Source organism: Thermococcus coalescens, from assembly GCF_055392585.1.
Genome location: NZ_AP043764.1, coordinates 1,810,716 through 1,828,744, shown reverse-complemented (window position 1 = coordinate 1,828,744; position 18,029 = coordinate 1,810,716). Strand labels below are relative to the sequence as shown.

Sequence of the window (18,029 nt, the reverse complement as noted above, 5' to 3'; positions counted from 1 at the left end):
TCCTCTTTTCTACTTCGTTTTGAACCTATACACCAGTTCAACGCTTCAATGTCGTTTTCTCAGAGCTGGCCCTTTTATCCACCCTAAGCTTTTTATACCAACGTTTCGACAGCCATCTCAATGAGACGTGAAGTAGAGACAATGCGCGACCAGATCGTCAGCGGGCCGATAGTGAAGACGCTCATCCTGTTAGCGTACCCGCTCATCATAAACCAGCTCGTCCAGGTCCTCTACAACCTCACTGACACGTACTGGCTCGGGAAGCTCGGGAGGGAAGAGCTTGCCGCCCCGGGAACGGCGTGGCCTTTAGTCTGGTTCTTCATGGCCCTCGGGATGGGATTTGCCACGGCCGGCTTCGCATTCGTCAGCCAGTACGTCGGGGCGAAGGAGTACGATAAGGCCAACCGTGCCGCTGGGGCGCTCTACTCCCTCATGATGCTCTTTGCGATTGGAGTTGGAGTATTTGGCGTTGTCTCGGCCCCATACCTGCTCAACTTCATGAACGTGAGTGAGACGGTGTACCCCCACGCGCTCAACTACACCCGCGTCATCTTCGCTGGCATACCATTCGCCTTCACGCTCTTCGCCTTCAACTTCCTCCTGAGGGCCATAGGGGACACCAAAACGCCCGTTAAAATAAACATAGCCACCGTGCTTCTAAATCTGGTTCTGGACCCGTTCCTGATATTCGGCTGGGGGCCGTTTCCGGAGCTCGGCGTCGTCGGTGCGGCGGTTGCGACGATGTTCTCCAACAGCCTCGGCTCGCTCGTCGGCGGCTACCTCCTCTTCAAGGGGAAAGTGGGAATACACCTAACAGTGGAGGAGCTGAAGCCGGACTGGGAGTTCTACAAGCGCATTTTCCGGGTAGGGATACCCTCAAGCGTTGGTTCATCCACCACAGCCCTCGGCTTTGTCATCCTCACGAGGATAATCTTCACCCTCGGCGGCCAGTTCGGTGAGGCCGATGTGGCCTTCGCGACCTATAGCATAACCAACCGGCTCACCAACTTCATGTTCGCCTTCTCGGACGGCATAAGCATGGCGATGGGGACGATGGTGGGCCAGACTGTCGGTGCGAGGCTCTACGAAAGGGCTAAAACCATAGCCGAGAAGACAATGGCGATAAACTTTGCCATCCTGAGCCTTGGAACGCTCCTCTTCGCCTTCTTCCGCGTGGAGATATTCAGCTTCTTCATCAACGACCCTGCGATAATAGCCGAGAGCGCGAAGGTGGTTAAGTACTTCTCCGCATCCCTGCCCTTCTTCGGCATATTCTCGGCGGTGAACAACGTCTTCCAGAGCTCCGGACACACCAAGAAGAGCATGGTGCTCTCGATGCTCCGCCTGTGGGGGCTGAGACTTCCCCTCAGCTACGGCCTCGGGATCCTCGTGAAGGACACGGCAGGAATGTGGCTGGGGATGGGCTTAAGCAACGTTTTGGGGGCGGTTGTCGCTCTCATCTGGTTCCTGACCGGGAGCTGGATGAGCCGCATCATAGAGGGGAAGGGGTAGCTTTATATATCACCGTTTCGATTGCGGTCTGATTGCACATGAAGAGCGAGAAAATCCAGAGGATGCGCGAGGAAATACTGACCGGGCCCATAGAAAAGACACTTCTCGTTCTGGCGGGCCCGCTCATAGTCAACAACCTAGTCCAGGTTGTCTACAACATAACGGACACGTTCTGGCTGGGAAAACTTGGCAGGGAGGCGCTCTCCGCCCCTGGGACTGTATGGCCGATAATCGGGACGCTGATGGCCCTGGGAATAGGCTTTACCACGGCGGGCTTTGCCTTTGTCGGCCAGTATATAGGTGCGGAGGAGTACGAAAAGGCCAACCGCTCGGCGGGGGCCCTGTATTCACTCATGACGTTCTTCTCGGTCGCTACGGCAATAATAGCACTGCTGGTGCTTCCTTACGCGCTGCGCTTCATGCGGGTTAGCGAAAACGTCTACCCCTACTCCCTTACCTATGCCACAATAGTTTTCTTGGGCCTGCCCTTCTCCTTTGCGTTCATGGCATTTTCCGCCCTCATGCGAGCCACCGGGGATACAAAGACACCGGTTAAAATAACCCTCCTAACTGTTGCGATAAACATAATCCTCGACCCGCTCCTCATCTTCGGCTGGCTCGGCTTCCCGGAGCTTGGAGTGGCTGGTGCAGCGCTCGCAACGGTCATCGCCAACGCTGTTGGGGCGGTGATAGGGCTCTACCTCCTGTTCAACGACCGCGTGGGGATAAGCCTGAGCCTTGAAAGCCTCAAACCGGACTTCGAGTTCTACGGCAGGATCTTCCGCATCGGCCTTCCCTCCAGCATAGGACAGTCGGCTAACAGCTTTGGCTTCGTCATCCTGACGAGGATAATCTTCGGCTTCGGCGACGTCACCTACGCGGCGTACACCATAACGACCCGGCTGGTCAACTTCCTGACGAGCATCTCCCGCGGAATAAGCATGGCGATGGGCACTATGGTCGCCCAGAACGTCGGTGCAGAGAACTACGGGCGGGCGAAGAGGATAGCGGAGCGCACGATGATCATAAACTTCGCCATAGCCACCTTTGCGGTTCTGGTGATTGGAGTCTTCCGCGTGGAAGTGTTCCGGTTCTTCCTCAACGACCCGGCGGTGATAGAGGAGAGCGAGGTGGTTCTCAAGTACTTCCTCATCTCAGTGCCCTTCTTCAACGGGATTTTCATAGTCGTGAACAGGGTCTTCAGCTCGGCCGGGCATACCAAGAAGAGCATGACCCTCGGGATATTCCGTCTCTGGGGATTGAGGATTCCCCTCAGCTACGCCTTTGGCTACGTGCCCGCGCTGACGTTCACATTAGCGCTCCTCGGCCACAGAATTTTTATCAGAATCCCACTCGCGGAGCTCTTCGACTTCACCAGCAAGGGGGTCTTCTTCGGCATGGGCATGAGCAACTTCATAGCGGCAATAGTGGCCCTCGCCTGGTTCCTCCGCGGGACGTGGATGAGGCGCATTATCGAGGAAGAGTCAAAAAAGTGATACATCACTGGCAAAAATTGGCAGGCGGAAGTCTAATAAACCCAGCGCCGAAGGTTCTCCGGTGAGACGCATGAAGAGGGACGAACGCTGGGAGGGTGTCTACTCCTTCGAGGACAGCCCGTTCATAATGGAGATACTGACCGAGCTGAGGGACGAGAGGACAGGGCCGATACCCTTCAGGAAGGGTCTCGTCAAGCTCGGCCGCTACATGGCCTACGAAATAACGAAGACGATGGAAGTGGAAAGGGTTCCTGTGAAGACCCCGCTGGAGGAAACAGAGGGAATCCGCATAAAAGACAGGCGCAACGTGGTCATAATAACCGTTCTCCGCGCGGCGATACCGCTGATGGAGGGGCTCATCAAGGTTTTTGACCACGCGAGGGTTGGAATAGTCTCGGCCTCCCGCGGAAAGGCCCCGAAGTTCGAGATAGAGATGAAGTACGTCAAGGTGCCGCAGGTCAAGTCAGAGGACACAGTCATAATAGCCGACCCTATGATAGCCACCGGCTCGACGCTCATCAAGGTTCTCGAAGAGGTCAAGAAGTACGGGAAGGCCAAGCGCTACGTCATAGTCGGTGTCCTCGCGGCGCCGGAGGGGATCGGCAGAATAAAGGCCGCCCACCCCGATGTCGAGATGTTCGTGGCGGCGGTAGACAGGGAGCTCAACGAAAAGGGCTACATCCTTCCCGGCCTCGGAGATGCAGGCGATAGGGCCTTTGGAGCGCCGATTAAGGTTTGAGGTCTCCTTTTTCCGTTTTCTCCCCGCGGGGACGTTAAATTTATAAGCCAGCCTTTTGTTATTCTTCTTGAAGCCCGCAGTGCGCGGGGGTTGCCGAGCCTGGTCAAAGGCGGTGGACTCAAGATCCACTCCCGTAGGGGTTCAGGGGTTCAAATCCCCTCCCCCGCACCACCACAACCCTTTGCTTCGCAAAGCGTTGACGGAAAGATTGCGTGCGTTTCTGAAAAATCCTGATTCTCGAGTGGCTTTATTCATCATCTGCTATCTCATAGTGTTTGCCATCCTCAAGGCGTCCTACGGACGCCAGAATAAAACGCAAACTGCTTGAATGACTTCTTTTGAAATTAACCCACGGTTTAATGGGAATTTGAGATTTGCACTCTGATGATACTAGCCAACTTAGGAGAAAGGAACTCTTTTGGTCAAGCTTTTTCCAAAAGCCCGCTCTCGACGTTGGAGCTACGCTCCAACCCACGGGACGATAGTCCCGTTGAGTTTGATCAATGTTTGTGATTCTTGCTCAAAACGGCAATTTTGGCAGGTTTCTCGTTAAAGTTGCTTTTTGAAAGGTGGATTCGTTATCAAGAGCGTTTTTAGTGGGTTCGGCTTTTTAGTGCTCCGAAGGAGCGCGTTGAAAGCGAACCAACCACAATGGGAACCATGCCGCAGAATCCAACGTTTAATACTTAAACTCTTAAATGAAACCCTCCGAAAATAAAAGCCCTAGAAAGGAATCGCGAACTTTGATGAAACTTTGCGAAGGCAAAGTTTCAGCGCTCCAGCCTCTTGACGCCGTCTTTGGTGCCGACGAGAACTATGTCGGCTATGTCGGCAAAGATGCCGTTCTCCACCACACCGGGGATGTTGTTGAGTTCTATCTCAAGGTCAAGCGGGTCATCTATGCGGTGGAACCTGGCGTCGAGAATGAAGTTGCCGTTGTCCGTGACAACCGGGCCATCCTTCCTGCTCGCCATCCTGAGCTCTGCTGTTGCGTTGAAGACCTCTATTTCCTCGGCTATGGCGCGCCAAGCCGCTGGAATCACCTCTATGGGAACGGGCATCTTCTGGCCGAGTCTCTCGACGAGCTTGCTCTCGTCAACGAGGACGAGGAACGTTCCGGCACGGTACTCGATTATCTTCTCCATGGTGAGGGCAGCACCACGGCCCTTTATGAGGTTCAGGTGGGGATCAACCTCATCGGCGCCGTCGACTGCTATGTCTATCGCATCGACTTCGTCCAGACCGACCACAGGGACGCCGTTCTCGAGGGCGAGGAGCCTGGCCTGATACGAGGTGGGAATGCCGTAAACGTCCTCAAGCTCCCCCTCCATGATGAGCCTGCCCAGATACTCGATAAAGTATGCAGTGGTGGAGCCAGTGCCAAGGCCGACTACCATGTCGTCCTCAATGAACTTCAGAGCCTCCTTGGCAACCGCCCTCTTGAGCTCCTCCATAGACTCACCCCATCACCGTTCCGTTCTGCGTGAGTTGATAAAGCAGGCTCTGGTTTGAGTAGAACTGGGGCTGGAAGTTGACCATCAGGGTGTAGCTGAGCATGGTGAAGTAGAGCCAGAACAGGAACCAGCCGAAGAAGGCCTTCCTTAGTATCAGGCGCTCCTCCTCGATGTCGGGCGGCAGCTCCTTTATGATGGCCATGACCACCTTATCGATGATCAGGAACATGGCGATGCCTATCATCCAGCCGTACTGGAACTCTGCGGCGGCAATACCACTGACCAGGCCACAGATGAGTCCCCACAGGTAAACTGAGAGTGAAAACTTGTGTTCAATTGCCAGCTCCACGTTCTTCACCTACGCTTAGCTTTAAAAAGACCTTTTAAAACCTTTCCGTTATCCCGACAGTGTCTCCAGGAACTTGCGGCCCTTATCGGTCAGCCGGTAGTAGACGCGCCTGCCCTTTCTATGGGATTCACCTATCAGACCCAGGCTTTCAAGCTCACGGAGGTGCTGGTAAACCGCCTGATACTTCAGGGGCTTCTCAAGGGCCTCCCATATCTCGTAGCCGTACATGACCCTCTCACCGAGGAGCCTCAGGATATCGAGCTTCGTCCCCCCTATGCTGAACTTCTCCCGGGTTTCGGAGTAGTGTCCCTTGAGGCCGGAGCTCGTCACGATGAGCGCTATCCTGTCGTCCCTCTCAAAGTACCCCTCCTCCGCCAGCTTGAGCAGGGCCGGGACTATCACCGCCGAAGCGTACTCCGCGAAGATTCCCTCACCGGCGAGCAGCCTCTGTCCCAGGTCAAGCTCATCCTCGCCGACCATCACGGCGGTTCCGCCGGTTTCGTGTATGGCCCTGAGCGCGAGCTCCTTCATCACCGGGTTCTTCACGTAGAGTGCCAGCGCCTTGGTTGGTTCCGCCCTTGGTTCGACCCCCAGAACCTCGCTCGCTATGGGGGAGCATTTCTCGGCCTGCACCGCTATGAGTCTGGGCATTTCATCGATGGCACCTATCTCCATGAGCTCAACGAATCCCTTGTAGATGCTGTAGAGGTTGCTTCCGCTGCCGGTCGGAACCACCACGTGGGTCGGGTTCAGCTCCTCCCACAGCTCGAAGGCGAGCGTTTTCTGCCCTTCCAGGCCGATGAGGTTGCTCTCAGGGGTGACGTTGTAGAGCCCCCTGCCCTCGGCTAGACCCTCGGCATAGCTTATGCCCTCATCGACGCTTTCACCGTAGCGGATCAACTTGGCACCAAAGGCCACTATCTGGTTCAGCTTACCCTGCTCAACCAGCTTTGGGACGACGGTATAGGCGGGTCTTCCTGCCCGTGCAGCATAGGCCGAAAGGGAAGCGGCGGCGTTTCCGTTGCTTGCCACAACAAAACCATTCTCCGCGTGGGGCATGCCGTAAGAAAGGGCCACCGTTACCAGTCTGTCGCGGAATGAGCCGGTTGGATTCCTTGTTTCGTCCTTGATGAAGACGTTCAGCCCGAGCTCTTCACCGAGTTTGGCCTTCAGAAGGGGCGTTCCACCCTCGTTCAGGCTGATTACATAGTCCACACTGGGGAGAAGCTCCCGGTACTTCCAGACACCGGGCTTTCTATTTTTCCAGGCGGAAACGTCCACGGATTCGTAGTCGTACGTTATCCTAAGCGGCTCACCACAGGAGCAGGTTGGGGGGATAAGGGAGGAGTAGAGCCTCCCACAGCTAGGACAGCGAACCTGCATCGGCCATCACTCAAACAGTCACTTGAGCCTTATCGCGTCCAGGTTGTTGGGGGCGCGGGTCGAGATTCCGAACTTCTTGTGGATGCTGGTGCTCAGGTCAAGGCACTTGTGGGGCTCTCCGTGAACCGTTATTACCCTCTCAGGCCTCGGTCTCAGGCGAGCGATGTAGCTGATGAGCTCTCTCCTGTCTGCGTGGCCGGAAAAGCCGTCGATGGTGTGAACCTCCATGTTCACCTTGACGACCTCGGTCTTTCCGCCCTCTCCGACCAGCGGAATCTCTCTCAGGCCCCTCTGAACCTGCCTTCCAAGCGTCCCCTCGGCCTGATAGCTGACGAATATCATGCTGTTCTTCGGATCCGGGGCGAGCTGCTTGAAGTACTCCACACTCGGCCCGCCGACGAGCATGCCCGAAGTGGCGATGATTATCGCCGGTTCGCCACTGTCTATTATGTCCTGCCTCTCGCGCGAGTTTGCGACGCTCTTGAATATCGGGTTCAGGAACGGGTTGTAGCCCTCGTGGAATATCTGCTCGCGCAGGTGCTTGCTGAGGTACTCCGGGTAGGCGGTGTGGATTGCGGTGGCTTCCCATATCATTCCATCGAGGTAGATGGGCACTTCTATGCCCCCGACGCGGGCGTACTCTTCAAGAACCATCATTATCTCCTGCGCCCTGCCGACCGCCATGGCAGGGATGAGAACCTTACCCTTCCGCCTGATCGTCTGGTGGATGACCTCTATCAGGCGCTTCTCGGCCTCCTCACGCGGCATCTGGTAGTCGTTGCTTCCTCCGTAGGTGGACTCCATAATAAGTGTCTCAAGGCGCGGGAAGCGGGAAACGGCGGGCTCGAAGAGCCTCGTTGGGATGAACTTGAAGTCCCCGGTTATGGCTATGTTGTGAAGCCCGTTGCCTATGTGGAGGTGGACTATCGATGAACCGAGTATGTGGCCGGCGTTGTGGAGGGTGAGCCTCATGTCCGGGGCGATGTCGCGAACCTCACCGTAGTCGAGGGTTATCGTGTGCTTGATGACCTCCTTTATGTCCCTCGGCCTGTAGAGCGGCTCGACGCCGTTCATCTGCTGTATCTCGATGAAGTCCTGCTGGAGGAGCACCATCAGGTCTCTGGTCGGGGGAGTCGTGTATATCGGCCCGTCGAAGAGCTTGTAGCGGAAGAGGTACGGGAGCATCCCGCTGTGGTCGAGGTGGGCGTGGGTTATGATGATAGCATCGAGTAACCCGGCATCGAGGACGTACCTGAACTCGGGCGCGTCAAAGTGCGGAAATGCCTTCTTGGGGTCGCGGAGGGCGGCTATGTTAACACCGAAGTCCACCAGAACGTAGCTCTCGTTTGTCTGGACTAGGAGGGCACTCCTGCCGACTTCGCGGAATCCACCGAGGCCGGTTATTCTAATCCACTCGCTTTTCAGCTCGGGTTTGCGGTAGATGTTCCGGCCGACCTGGCGGAGGAACTTTCTCCTGTCCCTCGCCTCTGCCTGGAGTATCTGCCTTATCGAGTATATGGTCTGGCTCTGAAGCGGCGGCGTCCTTATGACCCGGGGTGCCCAGTGAACCTTCTGGGTTATCAGGCGGAGCGTTTCGCCGTTCTTCCCTATAACCAGACCGGGCTTTTTGGCCTCTATGAGGACCTCACCAACGGACGGGTCAAAGCTTATGTTGGTTATCTCCGCCTCCGCCGGGACTATCTGTTTTATCATCTCCTCCGCCCTCTCGGGGGGGAGGAGGACTTCCGGGTCTGGGCGGACGCTGATGCGCTTCTTGAGAACCTTGGCGAGGTTCCTGATGAGCTCCCCGTCCTGCATTATGGCCTCGGGGTTCTTGACGTATATGACCAGCTCCGGCCCTTCGAATTCGACATCCGTTATCCTGGCCTCTCTGGGAACCATCTGGCTTATTACGGCCTTTATGTCGCGTAGAATGTCATCAACGAAAGTTTCTCTCCTTATCAAAGTCACCACCTCACTTTAGAAGAGCCTCTATCTCCTCCTTGCTCAGCTCCCTGTAACCGTCTTTCGTCACGGTAACCAGGGTTATTCCATCCCCGGTGAAAACATCACGCCTTGTAGCTATCTTTATCGCCTTGAGGGCAAGCCCGATACCATCCTCAAGCTTCATGTCTTTGCCATAGCCATCCTCAAGAACCGCGAAGGCAAACTCCATCCCCGATCCGGCGGCGGTAAACCTGTCCTCGGTAACGCCGCCGGCCATGTCTATCGAGTACAGTCCGGGCCTCTCATCGTAGCCCGCTATGAGAAACCACCCAAAGTACGGCATGAACCTGCTGCCGTGAAGGATGTTAGAAGTCAGCGTAGCAAGGGCCCTCACGCTCATCTCGTTCCCGACCTTGGCCCTGTACAGCCTAGCCTCGGCCCTCAGAAGCCTGACGAGCGAGAGGATGTCTCCAACGCTCCCAGCACCGGCCAAGGCCAAGTGGTCGTCTATCTGGAACACCTTTGTGACGTTCCCTGAAAGCACCATGTTGCCGAGTGATGCCCTCTTGTCTGCCGCTAGGACGACGCCGTCCTTACATGCAATGCCGACCGTAGTCGTTCCCTTTAGCTTTTCAGCCAATTACAACACCCCTGCTGGTATGTTTTTAGAATAGAAGAACCTCTACAACGCCAGTTTAGGGGAATAGTATTTAAAGGTTTCGTCCGAAGTGTACGTTCAGACGCGGTGGGGTGGTAGGATGAAGGAAGTTATTCTGCTCACGGGCCCGCCCCTCAACGGGCGCGACGAGTATATAACCGAGGCACTGAAGCTCGCAGAGGAGGAAAGCTACGTTTACTACCACGTTTTCGATTACATCCGGGAAGTCGGAAAGGAGCTGGGCGTCAAGATAACCAGAAAGAACGTCCTCGACTTCGCCATAAGCCACCAGGATCTGATGAACGAGATAAGAGACGAGGCCTTTAATAGAATAAGAAAGGAAATAGACAAAAGTGACCGGAAGTTTCACCTGGTTTCAACACCGAGCCTCTTCAGATGGGGAAGCGGGAGTGTTATCGGCTTCACCACGAGCAATCTGAAGCTTCTGAGGCCAAACCGTGTAATAATAGTCCTGGACGACGTTCTATCCGTCAGAAGGCGTATCATCAACGACCCCGAGTGGTTCGAACGCTTCGGCGAGAACCCCGAGAACATCAAGCTCACCACATTGGTCATGTGGCGTGAAGATGCCATAAACCACGTTAAAACCCTGATACACGAGCTGAAGAAGGAAGGTATCGAGGTCCGCTACATCCTCCAGTTCGGAATAAGACACCCCCAAAGAGTCTTCCTAGACTTGATATTCCACGAGGCAGAGAAGCCGCTCGTTTATCTCAGCTACCCGATGACGGGCCACGAGGAGGAGTACTACCAGAGGGTTCGCGGATTCTACACCAAGCTCAGCAAACACTTCACGGTTCTCGACCCGGGGGCGCTGGATGACTGGTGGGTCGTTGCCGAGTACGATGCCCAGATCAACAAAAATCCGGAGATAACACGCATCCGCATCAAACACCTCCTGGACGGCGAGGAGGAGGAAGAGCTCGACAGAAAGGATATAGAGCAGGCGACGGACATACTGAGACGCCAGCTCGTCGAGAGAGACTTCAACCTCGTTGACGTCAGCAAGGCGATAGCGGTCTACCACTACGCAGAGGGGGTATCGGCTGGGGTCATCAGCGAGATGGCCGAAGCCTACAGAACGCTGGCGGCGATATACCTCTACTACCCGTTCGACAGGAGGCCAAGCCCGTTCATGGAGTTCTACGGCATGCAGAACCCGTCCAGGAGAACCATGTTCAAGGACGAGGACGAGATGGTAAAGGTCATGGTCGAGGAAAAGGAGTACTGGGCGAAGGTGTGAGGGAATGGAAAATGAGAGAGAGGAAGGGTTCGAAATCGAGCTCGTAGACTTTCGAACTTTCCTCCACGAATTTTTGAGGGTTCTCTACTACGTTAAAAGCATCCTTCTGGGCCTCTTTATCATGATAGTTGTTTTTGGGGTGGTGCTGGCCTTCCAAGAATCCCTGAGCATCGGCAACGGAATTTATTTCGCATTCATATCCGCTTTCACCGTCGGCTACGGTGACATAACCCCAACAACGCCTATATCAAAGCTCCTCTGTGCCCTTGTACTGCCCATACTGGGAATGATAATGACAGGAATAATGGTCGCGGCCGCGATGCAGGCGATATCGAGGCTTTATCGGGAACGGGCCAAAAAGCTCTAGAACTTTTCTGATAGCCTTACAGAAGGGCAGAAACGAAGAGAAAAGGGGAAGAAATCACTTCTTCACCCATCCGCGCCACTTCATGGCGTCGTAGACCCTCTGGACAGCGACGACGTAGGCTGCATCTCTCATCTGGATGTTCTTCTCCTTGTGGGTGTTGTAGACGTCCCAGAATGCCTTGGTCATCTTCTTGTCGAGCTTGGCCCTGGTGGTCTCGGTGTCCCAGTAGTCGCCGGTTATGTTCTGAACCCACTCGAAGTAGCTGACGGTGACACCACCGGCGTTACAGAGGAAGTCCGGTATGACGAGGACGCCCTTCTCGTGGAGGATCTCGTCGGCCTCCGGGGTGGTCGGACCGTTGGCGAGCTCGGCGACGATCTTGGCCTTGATCTTGTCGGCGTTGTCCTTGGTGATGACGCCCTCGATGGCGCTCGGAGCGAGGACGTCGACCTCGAGCTCGAGGAGCTCCTCGTTGGTGATGTTGGTGGCTCCCGGGAAGTCCTTAACTGAGCCGTGCTCCCTCTTCCACTTGAGGACTTCGTCGGCGTTTATGCCGTCCTCCATGTAGATGCCGCCCTTGCTGTCGCTGACGGCTACGACCTTCATGCCGTACTCCTCGCTCATGATCTTGGCCATGTAGTAGCCGGCGTTACCGTAGCCCTGGATGGCGATGGTCTTACCCTTGAGGTCCATTCCGAGGGCCTTGGCTGCCTCACGGACGGTGAAGCTGGCACCCCTTGCCGTGGCGTCCATCCTCGCGACGATACCGCCGACTCCGGGCGGCTTGCCGGTGATGATTCCGAAGCTCGGAACCTTCCTCCTGCTGATGGCCTCGTACTCGTCCATCATCCAGGCCATGATCTGCGGGTTGGTGTAAACGTCAGGGGCCGGAATGTCGGTGTAGGGGCTGATGACGTCGTAGATGGCCCTTATGTAGTTCCTAGCGAGCCTCTCCTTCTCCCTCTCAGAGAGCTTTTTCGGGTCAACGATGATACCACCCTTACCTCCACCGTAGGGGAGGTCAACAACGGCGACCTTCCAGGTCATCCAGGTGGCGAGGGCCTTAACGGTGCTGAGGGTCTCGGCCGGGTGCCACCTGATTCCACCCTTGGTCGGACCGCGGGCCCAGTTGTGCTGAACACGGAAACCGGTGAAAACCTTAACAGAACCGTCGTCCATCTCGAGCGGAACTGAGACCTCAACAATCCTCATGGGCTTCTTGAGCCACTCGAGGGCCTCTTCGCTTATGTCCATGAACTGGGCAGCCCTCTCAAGCTGCTGAACGGCCATCTCAAACGGGTCAATCTCGACCATTCTTACCACCTCAGGTTTCGGTAATTTGCGATAAGCCCTTAGGCATTTGCATATATAAACCTTTCGCCAAAGGAGGCAGGAGAACGGTTAATTTTAAACAAAAAGTTATGTATGGAAATTTTCGGCGAAAAGAAAATATCTGCCGAAATTTTGGGACAAAAACAGGGCTGTACATCCAAGATTTTCTATACATTGGAGAACATAAAGGGGCACCACTGAATAAAAATGTATGAAATCATATTGAAACGAGGGCCCTCAGCGAGAAGTCGGTCATCACCCATCAGATCACTCTCGTTCCAATCATCGGGCACCACCAAGATTGTGGGCATCACCGGTTAAATATTTGATGGAGTGTGAAGGACGTATTTTTGTCACTATTTGTCCAATAACCCCTCAAAATTGACATAGTGTCAAAATAGTGCTTACGTCATTTTGACGTATTAGAAGAATGACGAGAGCGTAACAAGCTTGGTTTAACGGTTGAGTAAATCGTCTTTTGTCGAAAAAAGCTATTAGAAAGCTTTTTATAGAATGCCTTGTCTTATACATAATGCCCCGCCGCAGTACACGGGGTGCTAAAGCCCATACATTTAAGAACGGGGGTGAATTGTGTGGAACAAAGAGATCAATGGGCAACCAAGCTTGGTTTGATTTTAGCTATGGCAGGTAACGCCATCGGTCTTGGTAACTTCTGGAGGTTCCCGTACCAGCTGGCTAGCAACGGTGGCGGCGCCTTCATGATACCGTACTTCATAGCCCTGCTCTTCCTCGGAATACCAGTGATGTGGATTGAGTGGACAACGGGAAGATACGGTGGCAAGTACGGCCACGGTACAATCGGCCCGATGTTCTACCTCATGGCCAGGGAAAGCCTGAAGCCAAAGACCGCCCTTATCTTTGGTATCATTGGTGGTATGCTGGCTTTCTCGGTCGCCTCGCTGCTGAGCTCATACTACTACCAGGTCATCGGCTGGTCAGCGGCGTACACCTACTACAGCCTCACCGGAGCCTACTTCGGCAAGGACACCGTCCAGTTCTTCCTGAACTACGTGGCCAACACCAAAGCAGTCATATTCTTCTGGGGGCTGACGATGGTCCTCCTTGGAATAGCAGTCGGCCAGGGTGTCAGCAAAGGTATCGAGCGCTGGGTCAAGGTCATGATGCCGCTCCTCTACGTGTTTGCCATACTCCTTGTTATTAGGGCACTGACCCTCGGTTCACCGGTCAAGCCCGAGTGGAGCGCTATCAAGGGCCTTGAGTACATCTGGAAGCCGGACTTCCAGACCCTGAGCCAGAACTTCTTCAAGATCAGCCTTGCAGCGGCGGGACAGATATTCTTCACGCTGTCCCTCGGTATGGGTATCATACACAACTACGCCAGCTACCTCGGTCCAGAAGATGACGTTGCCCTCAGCGGTCTTGCCACCGTTTCACTCAACGAGTTTGCGGAGGTCATCCTCGGTGGTTCGCTCGCCATACCGATAGCCTTCGCCTACCTCGGCCCGGAGCAGGCCATCAAGGGTGGCGTTGGTCTGGCATACATGGCACTGCCGAACGTCTTCGCCAACATGCCGGCCGGTCAGATATTCGGTGCAATGTGGTTCCTGCTCCTCTGGTTCGCAGGATTCACCTCAGCAATAGCGACCTACAACTATCTTGTTGCCATGCTCGAGGAAGACATACACCTTGAGAGAAAGATCGGTACCTGGGCGGTCTGGGTATTCCTGTTCATCCTCGGACTCCCAGTCGCCCTCGACAGCAGCCTGGCATACCTCAGCGAGCTCGACATGTGGGTCGGCAGCTACTTCCTCGTCCTGCTCGGTCTCTTCGACGTCATAGTGGCAGTCTGGCTCTTCAAGCCCGACAACTTCTGGGAGGAGCTCCACAAGGGAGCCTACATCAACGTGCCTAGCTGGTTCAAGCCCATCATGGTCTTCATAGCGCCGCTCTTCATGATAATCCTCCTCGCGGGGAACACCTGGGACTACATCCAGATGGGCGCCTTCAGTGTCTCAGAGTCCTACGTTACCAACGTCCTTGGCTACGACTACACGCCTCAGGTCATCAGCCTCATAACCAGGGCCAGGATAGTGATACTCATAATCCTCATCATCGGTGCCATCGAGGCGTACATGGCCATCAAGAAGAAGTACGGCGAGGAGCTTGCGAAGAACGAGGTGCTCATAAAGCTCTGAGGTGGTGAAGATGGACACGGGAGCTCTCGCTTTCCTAGTCTTTGCATGGGGCGCAATATTCATCATGATGTACTGGAGCATTACCAAGCTCCTGCACCACGAGAAACAGCAAAAGGCTTAAAGCTCCGCTTTTCTTTTACCTTTTGGAGGTGTAGTTATGCGAAGTGCAGAGATTCTGCGAGACGTCGCGCAGACGTTAGAGGATGTTGAAAGGAGAATCAACTCATTAAAAAACCTCTCAGATAAAAACAAGCAGAAGGCCCTCAGGCTTATCCATGAAGCCCGCGAGAACTTCCTCCAGCTGTCTGAAAACCTCGCGACCGATAACGAGGAGCTGGCCAACTTCTTCCTCAAAAGGGCTGTCAGGCTGAAGAACAACACAAACGACAAATACATCGAGAAAATGGGGGAGAAAGAGTACATGAAGGACGTGGCGACGATGAACAAGTATTCCAAAGTTGCCCCCTACGATTTCGCCGGTGAGGTCAAGGTTCTTCGCAGGGCGTACAGGGCGTTCCTGTTTGGAATGGTTCCGTTCTATATTGTGTCCGGCATATTCGGTCCGATGTATGCCTTCACGGCCCTGATACTGATAATCCCAACGCTCCTGGCGATGCTGAGTCTGAGAAAGAGAGGCAACCTCGGCCTGATGCTGTCCTTCGCAGTCATGCCCATTCCGATGGTCATGGGCGCGTTCTCCATAAGGTATGCCCTCTACGCATTTAAGAACCCCGCCGAACTCGCGAAGATAGCTGAGGCCTTCGGCAGAAGCATTGGATTTGCCCAGGCAGTCGTTGGTATCATAGGTGTCCTTGGAGCGGCAACACTGATCCTGCTCGGCTACGCCAGCTACGCCCTCTACAAGCACAGACACGCGTTCCTGTGAAAAAAGAAAGCCCTCAGTAGAGGGCTTCGTTCCCCCTTTCCCCTGTTCTTACCCGGATGGCGTCTTCCACCGGGATTATGAAGATCTTCCCGTCACCCGGCGTTCCGCTGCGGGCGTTCCTTACTATAGTATCCACGACCCTTTCCACGTCCTTGTCCTTTACAACGATCTCGATCTTCATTTTTGGAAGAAGGTCGTACGGCGGAACACCGCCCTGAACGCCCCTCCCCTGCACGGGATAGGCCGTCAGGGGCACGATGCCGATCTGCTTGAGGGCGTTCTTCACGCGGTCGAAATCGTTTCCCCTGATAATCGCCTCAACTTTTTTCATGGCAACCACATAGATAGTTTGTTAAAACTTCAGAAAAGGCTTTCGAAATTAAACAAAGGAAAATTCAGGAAATCTGGGCCAGAAACTTCCTCAGCCTTTTGGGAGAGATGCGGGTCTTCCTGGCCAGCTCCTCAACGTCGGCGTTTCTAAGGTCTTCCACCGTGTGAACTCCAGCACTCTGGAGCCTTGCCAGGGTCTTCGGTCCGATGCCCTTTATTGATAGGAGACCGCTCTTTTTCTTGAGTTTTCTTCCTTTCCTGGAGGTTCTGCGCCGCTCCATACTCGGTTTTCTGCCCTTTTCGCCTCCCGGCGGCTTTTCCGCTTTACGGGAAGGCTTTATGGCCGCAGCCTTGACAACTTCCGTGGCGTAGGCCCTCTCGGGAACTTCCTCCGGCGGCCGTTCGGCGGGCCCTCCACTCCCCTCCGGTGGGACCTCTGGGGGCTCCAAGTACTTTGGAACCTCCGGGGGATTCTCGCTCACGTAGCTCGCAACCACCACCGGCCGGAAGGGGTTGTCCCTCTCCTCAAGCTCCTCCAGGAGGCGGACGTCAAAAGCTCCGGTTTTAACGTACCTTTCCAGCTCGTTTGCCAGCCTGTGGAAGTCCCTGCTGTGGGTCAGAACCCTCCTCTCGGCGTACTTCTTCGCCTGACCGGTCGTTATGAGAAACTGCCAGTCGCTGGCTTCGAGGATCAATAGCTCCCTCGCGAGCTGCTCAAGGATTCTGTCGGTGGTTCTGTCCATCCCGTAGTACTTACTCGCCAGCGCTACCATTCTCTCCTCGGCACGATAGACGTGCTCCCACGTCCATTCCGTTCCCTCGTTCCACCAGGTCGAGTGATCGGCGTTTGCCCCCCACGAGCCCTCCGGGAGCTCAACCTCATACCGCTCCCCGGTGTAGCTGTCAAGGAAGGCCGAAAGTGTCGTGGTGACTATTCCCCTTTCCGCCATCAGTTCAAGCACCCTGCCGAGCCATTTGACGCCCTCAAACCACCAGTGGCCGAAGAGCTCGGTGTCGTAGGGCGAGACGACTATTCCCTTCTCGCCGAACTTCTCTTCATGACCCTCCAGCAGCGTGGTCACCAGCCAGACGAAGTGTCTGGCGTGCTCCTCGACCCGTTCCATCGCTTTATCGGGGTCGTAAAACTCCTTGTCTCCGAGCTCAACGTCCTTTCCCGTTACCCTCCAGTACTGCCCGCCGCTCTCCGGGGCCTTCCTGTGGAACTCCCTGTACCAGAAGTCGCCTGGGTAGCCGTAGTGCGCGCTCCAGACCTGATGGCCAGTTTCCCTGTTGCGGGCGAAGACAGCCACACTGGAGCCCCTAACCCAGTAGGGCCTCAGCGTGCTCTTCTCTCCTTCGTAGAGCTGAATCTCGCCGTAGCCCCTCGTCACGGGGCCCTCATCGATCAGGCCGCTCTCAACGAAGAAGTACTCGATGCCGAACTCCTCCAGGAACTTCTCAATCCCCGTCCGCCTGATTTTCTTCCCGTCGGGGAGCTCCCACTCTCCGGCCGGCCTGTAGGCACACTCCGGAAGCCATATTCCCCTAGGCCTCCTCCCGAAGTGCTTCTCGTACGTGGCAACGCCGTTTGCTATCTGCGCCCTTACCGCCTCGTCCCTGCCGAGGAGGGGGAGATAGCCGTGCGTTGCCGCGGAGGTTATTATTTCGAGATAGCCGGAATCCTGGAGCTCGCGGAACTTGCCGATGATGTCCCCATTTATCGCCTTCCAGTAGTCGTAAACCTTCCTGAAGTGGTCGAGGGAAGCCCTAACCGCTTTTTCATCGTACCTGCCCGACTTCAGGTCTTCCTCGGTTGCCTCGATTCTCCTGAGGAGATACCCCTCAAACTCGGCCTTGATGTAATCATCGGTCAGCTGCTCGGCCAGAACGGGGGTTATGTTGATCACGAGCTGGAACCTGACACCCGAAGAACAGAGGCGCTCAAACTCCATGAGGAGGGGCAGATAGGTCTCGCTCATCGCCTCGTAGAGCCATTCCTCGCCGAATGGCCATCTGCCGTGCTTCCGAACGTAGGGGAGGTGGGTGTGCAGGACGAACGTGAAGTAGCCTTTCATTCTATATCACCGGGAGTGTTATTGATCTCGGAGTATTTAACCTTATCCGGAACAGAGTTG

At 55.2% G+C, this 18,029-nt stretch carries 15 protein-coding genes and 1 tRNA gene; 8 read left to right on the top strand and 8 right to left on the bottom strand.

The annotated features are described in order from the left end of the window. Positions 1-120 precede the first annotated feature (120 nt). The 4 genes from ACZ5M3_RS10250 to ACZ5M3_RS10235 all read left to right on the top strand — a co-directional run bounded on the left by ACZ5M3_RS10250 (position 121) and on the right by ACZ5M3_RS10235 (position 3,918). Entirely contained in the window at positions 121-1,512 is a 1,392-nt protein-coding gene (locus tag ACZ5M3_RS10250) for an MATE family efflux transporter (RefSeq protein ID WP_464839482.1), read from the top strand. A gap of 38 nt (positions 1,513-1,550) precedes the next feature. Then, the gene (locus ACZ5M3_RS10245; protein WP_464840908.1) at positions 1,551-3,008 is read left to right on the top strand and encodes an MATE family efflux transporter; all 1,458 of its coding nucleotides are present in this window, start codon (positions 1,551-1,553) and stop codon (positions 3,006-3,008) included. A gap of 70 nt (positions 3,009-3,078) precedes the next feature. Next, entirely contained in the window at positions 3,079-3,747 is a 669-nt protein-coding gene (gene upp, locus ACZ5M3_RS10240; RefSeq protein ID WP_464840907.1) for a uracil phosphoribosyltransferase, read from the top strand. A gap of 83 nt (positions 3,748-3,830) precedes the next feature. Further along, positions 3,831-3,918, top strand: a tRNA-Leu gene (locus ACZ5M3_RS10235). Between the two features lie 599 nt (positions 3,919-4,517). On the opposite strand, the gene rpiA is transcribed toward ACZ5M3_RS10235, so the two are convergent. The 5 genes from rpiA to psmB are packed head-to-tail and all read right to left on the bottom strand — an operon-like array spanning position 4,518 to position 9,520. After that, a complete protein-coding gene (gene rpiA / locus ACZ5M3_RS10230) occupies positions 4,518-5,201 on the bottom strand; it encodes a ribose-5-phosphate isomerase RpiA (protein ID WP_464839481.1) in 684 nt (227 codons plus the stop codon). Between the two features lie 4 nt (positions 5,202-5,205). Beyond that, positions 5,206-5,559 carry a hypothetical protein gene (locus ACZ5M3_RS10225; RefSeq protein WP_464839480.1) on the bottom strand — a complete coding sequence of 118 codons (354 nt, stop codon included), beginning with the start codon at positions 5,557-5,559 and terminating at the stop codon, positions 5,206-5,208. A 39-nt stretch (positions 5,560-5,598) separates the two neighbouring features. Continuing rightward, complete coding sequence (locus ACZ5M3_RS10220; RefSeq protein WP_464839479.1) at positions 5,599-6,933, bottom strand: pyridoxal-phosphate dependent enzyme; 1,335 nt, start codon at positions 6,931-6,933, stop codon at positions 5,599-5,601. 18 nt (positions 6,934-6,951) lie between these two features. Continuing rightward, the gene (locus tag ACZ5M3_RS10215; RefSeq protein WP_464839478.1) at positions 6,952-8,898 is read right to left on the bottom strand and encodes a beta-CASP ribonuclease aCPSF1; all 1,947 of its coding nucleotides are present in this window, start codon (positions 8,896-8,898) and stop codon (positions 6,952-6,954) included. A 10-nt stretch (positions 8,899-8,908) separates the two neighbouring features. Further along, the gene (gene psmB, locus ACZ5M3_RS10210) at positions 8,909-9,520 is read right to left on the bottom strand and encodes an archaeal proteasome endopeptidase complex subunit beta (RefSeq protein ID WP_464839477.1); all 612 of its coding nucleotides are present in this window, start codon (positions 9,518-9,520) and stop codon (positions 8,909-8,911) included. A gap of 118 nt (positions 9,521-9,638) precedes the next feature. Between psmB and ACZ5M3_RS10205 the strand changes: the two genes are divergently transcribed. Together ACZ5M3_RS10205 and ACZ5M3_RS10200 are read left to right on the top strand one after the other, a co-directional pair. Continuing rightward, entirely contained in the window at positions 9,639-10,802 is a 1,164-nt protein-coding gene (locus tag ACZ5M3_RS10205; RefSeq protein ID WP_464839476.1) for a hypothetical protein, read from the top strand. Between the two features lie 4 nt (positions 10,803-10,806). Next, a complete protein-coding gene (locus ACZ5M3_RS10200) occupies positions 10,807-11,169 on the top strand; it encodes a potassium channel family protein (protein WP_464839475.1) in 363 nt (120 codons plus the stop codon). 54 nt (positions 11,170-11,223) lie between these two features. Here ACZ5M3_RS10200 and gdhA read toward each other — a convergent pair whose 3' ends face one another. Further along, positions 11,224-12,483, bottom strand: a complete 1,260-nt coding sequence (gdhA, locus tag ACZ5M3_RS10195) for a glutamate dehydrogenase (RefSeq protein WP_464839474.1) — start codon at positions 12,481-12,483, stop codon at positions 11,224-11,226. Between the two features lie 611 nt (positions 12,484-13,094). Here gdhA and ACZ5M3_RS10190 point away from each other — a divergent pair. Further along, entirely contained in the window at positions 13,095-14,678 is a 1,584-nt protein-coding gene (locus ACZ5M3_RS10190; protein WP_464839473.1) for a sodium:neurotransmitter symporter family protein, read from the top strand. A 157-nt stretch (positions 14,679-14,835) separates the two neighbouring features. After that, positions 14,836-15,564, top strand: a complete 729-nt coding sequence (locus ACZ5M3_RS10185; protein ID WP_464839472.1) for an alpha-glucosidase — start codon at positions 14,836-14,838, stop codon at positions 15,562-15,564. A gap of 13 nt (positions 15,565-15,577) precedes the next feature. Here the strand turns inward: ACZ5M3_RS10185 and ACZ5M3_RS10180 are convergent, their stop codons facing one another. Then, positions 15,578-15,895, bottom strand: a complete 318-nt coding sequence (locus tag ACZ5M3_RS10180) for a P-II family nitrogen regulator (protein WP_297091575.1) — start codon at positions 15,893-15,895, stop codon at positions 15,578-15,580. A 64-nt stretch (positions 15,896-15,959) separates the two neighbouring features. After that, positions 15,960-17,969, bottom strand: a complete 2,010-nt coding sequence (locus tag ACZ5M3_RS10175) for a 1,4-alpha-glucan branching protein (RefSeq protein ID WP_464839471.1) — start codon at positions 17,967-17,969, stop codon at positions 15,960-15,962. Between the last annotated feature and the right edge of the window lie 60 nt (positions 17,970-18,029).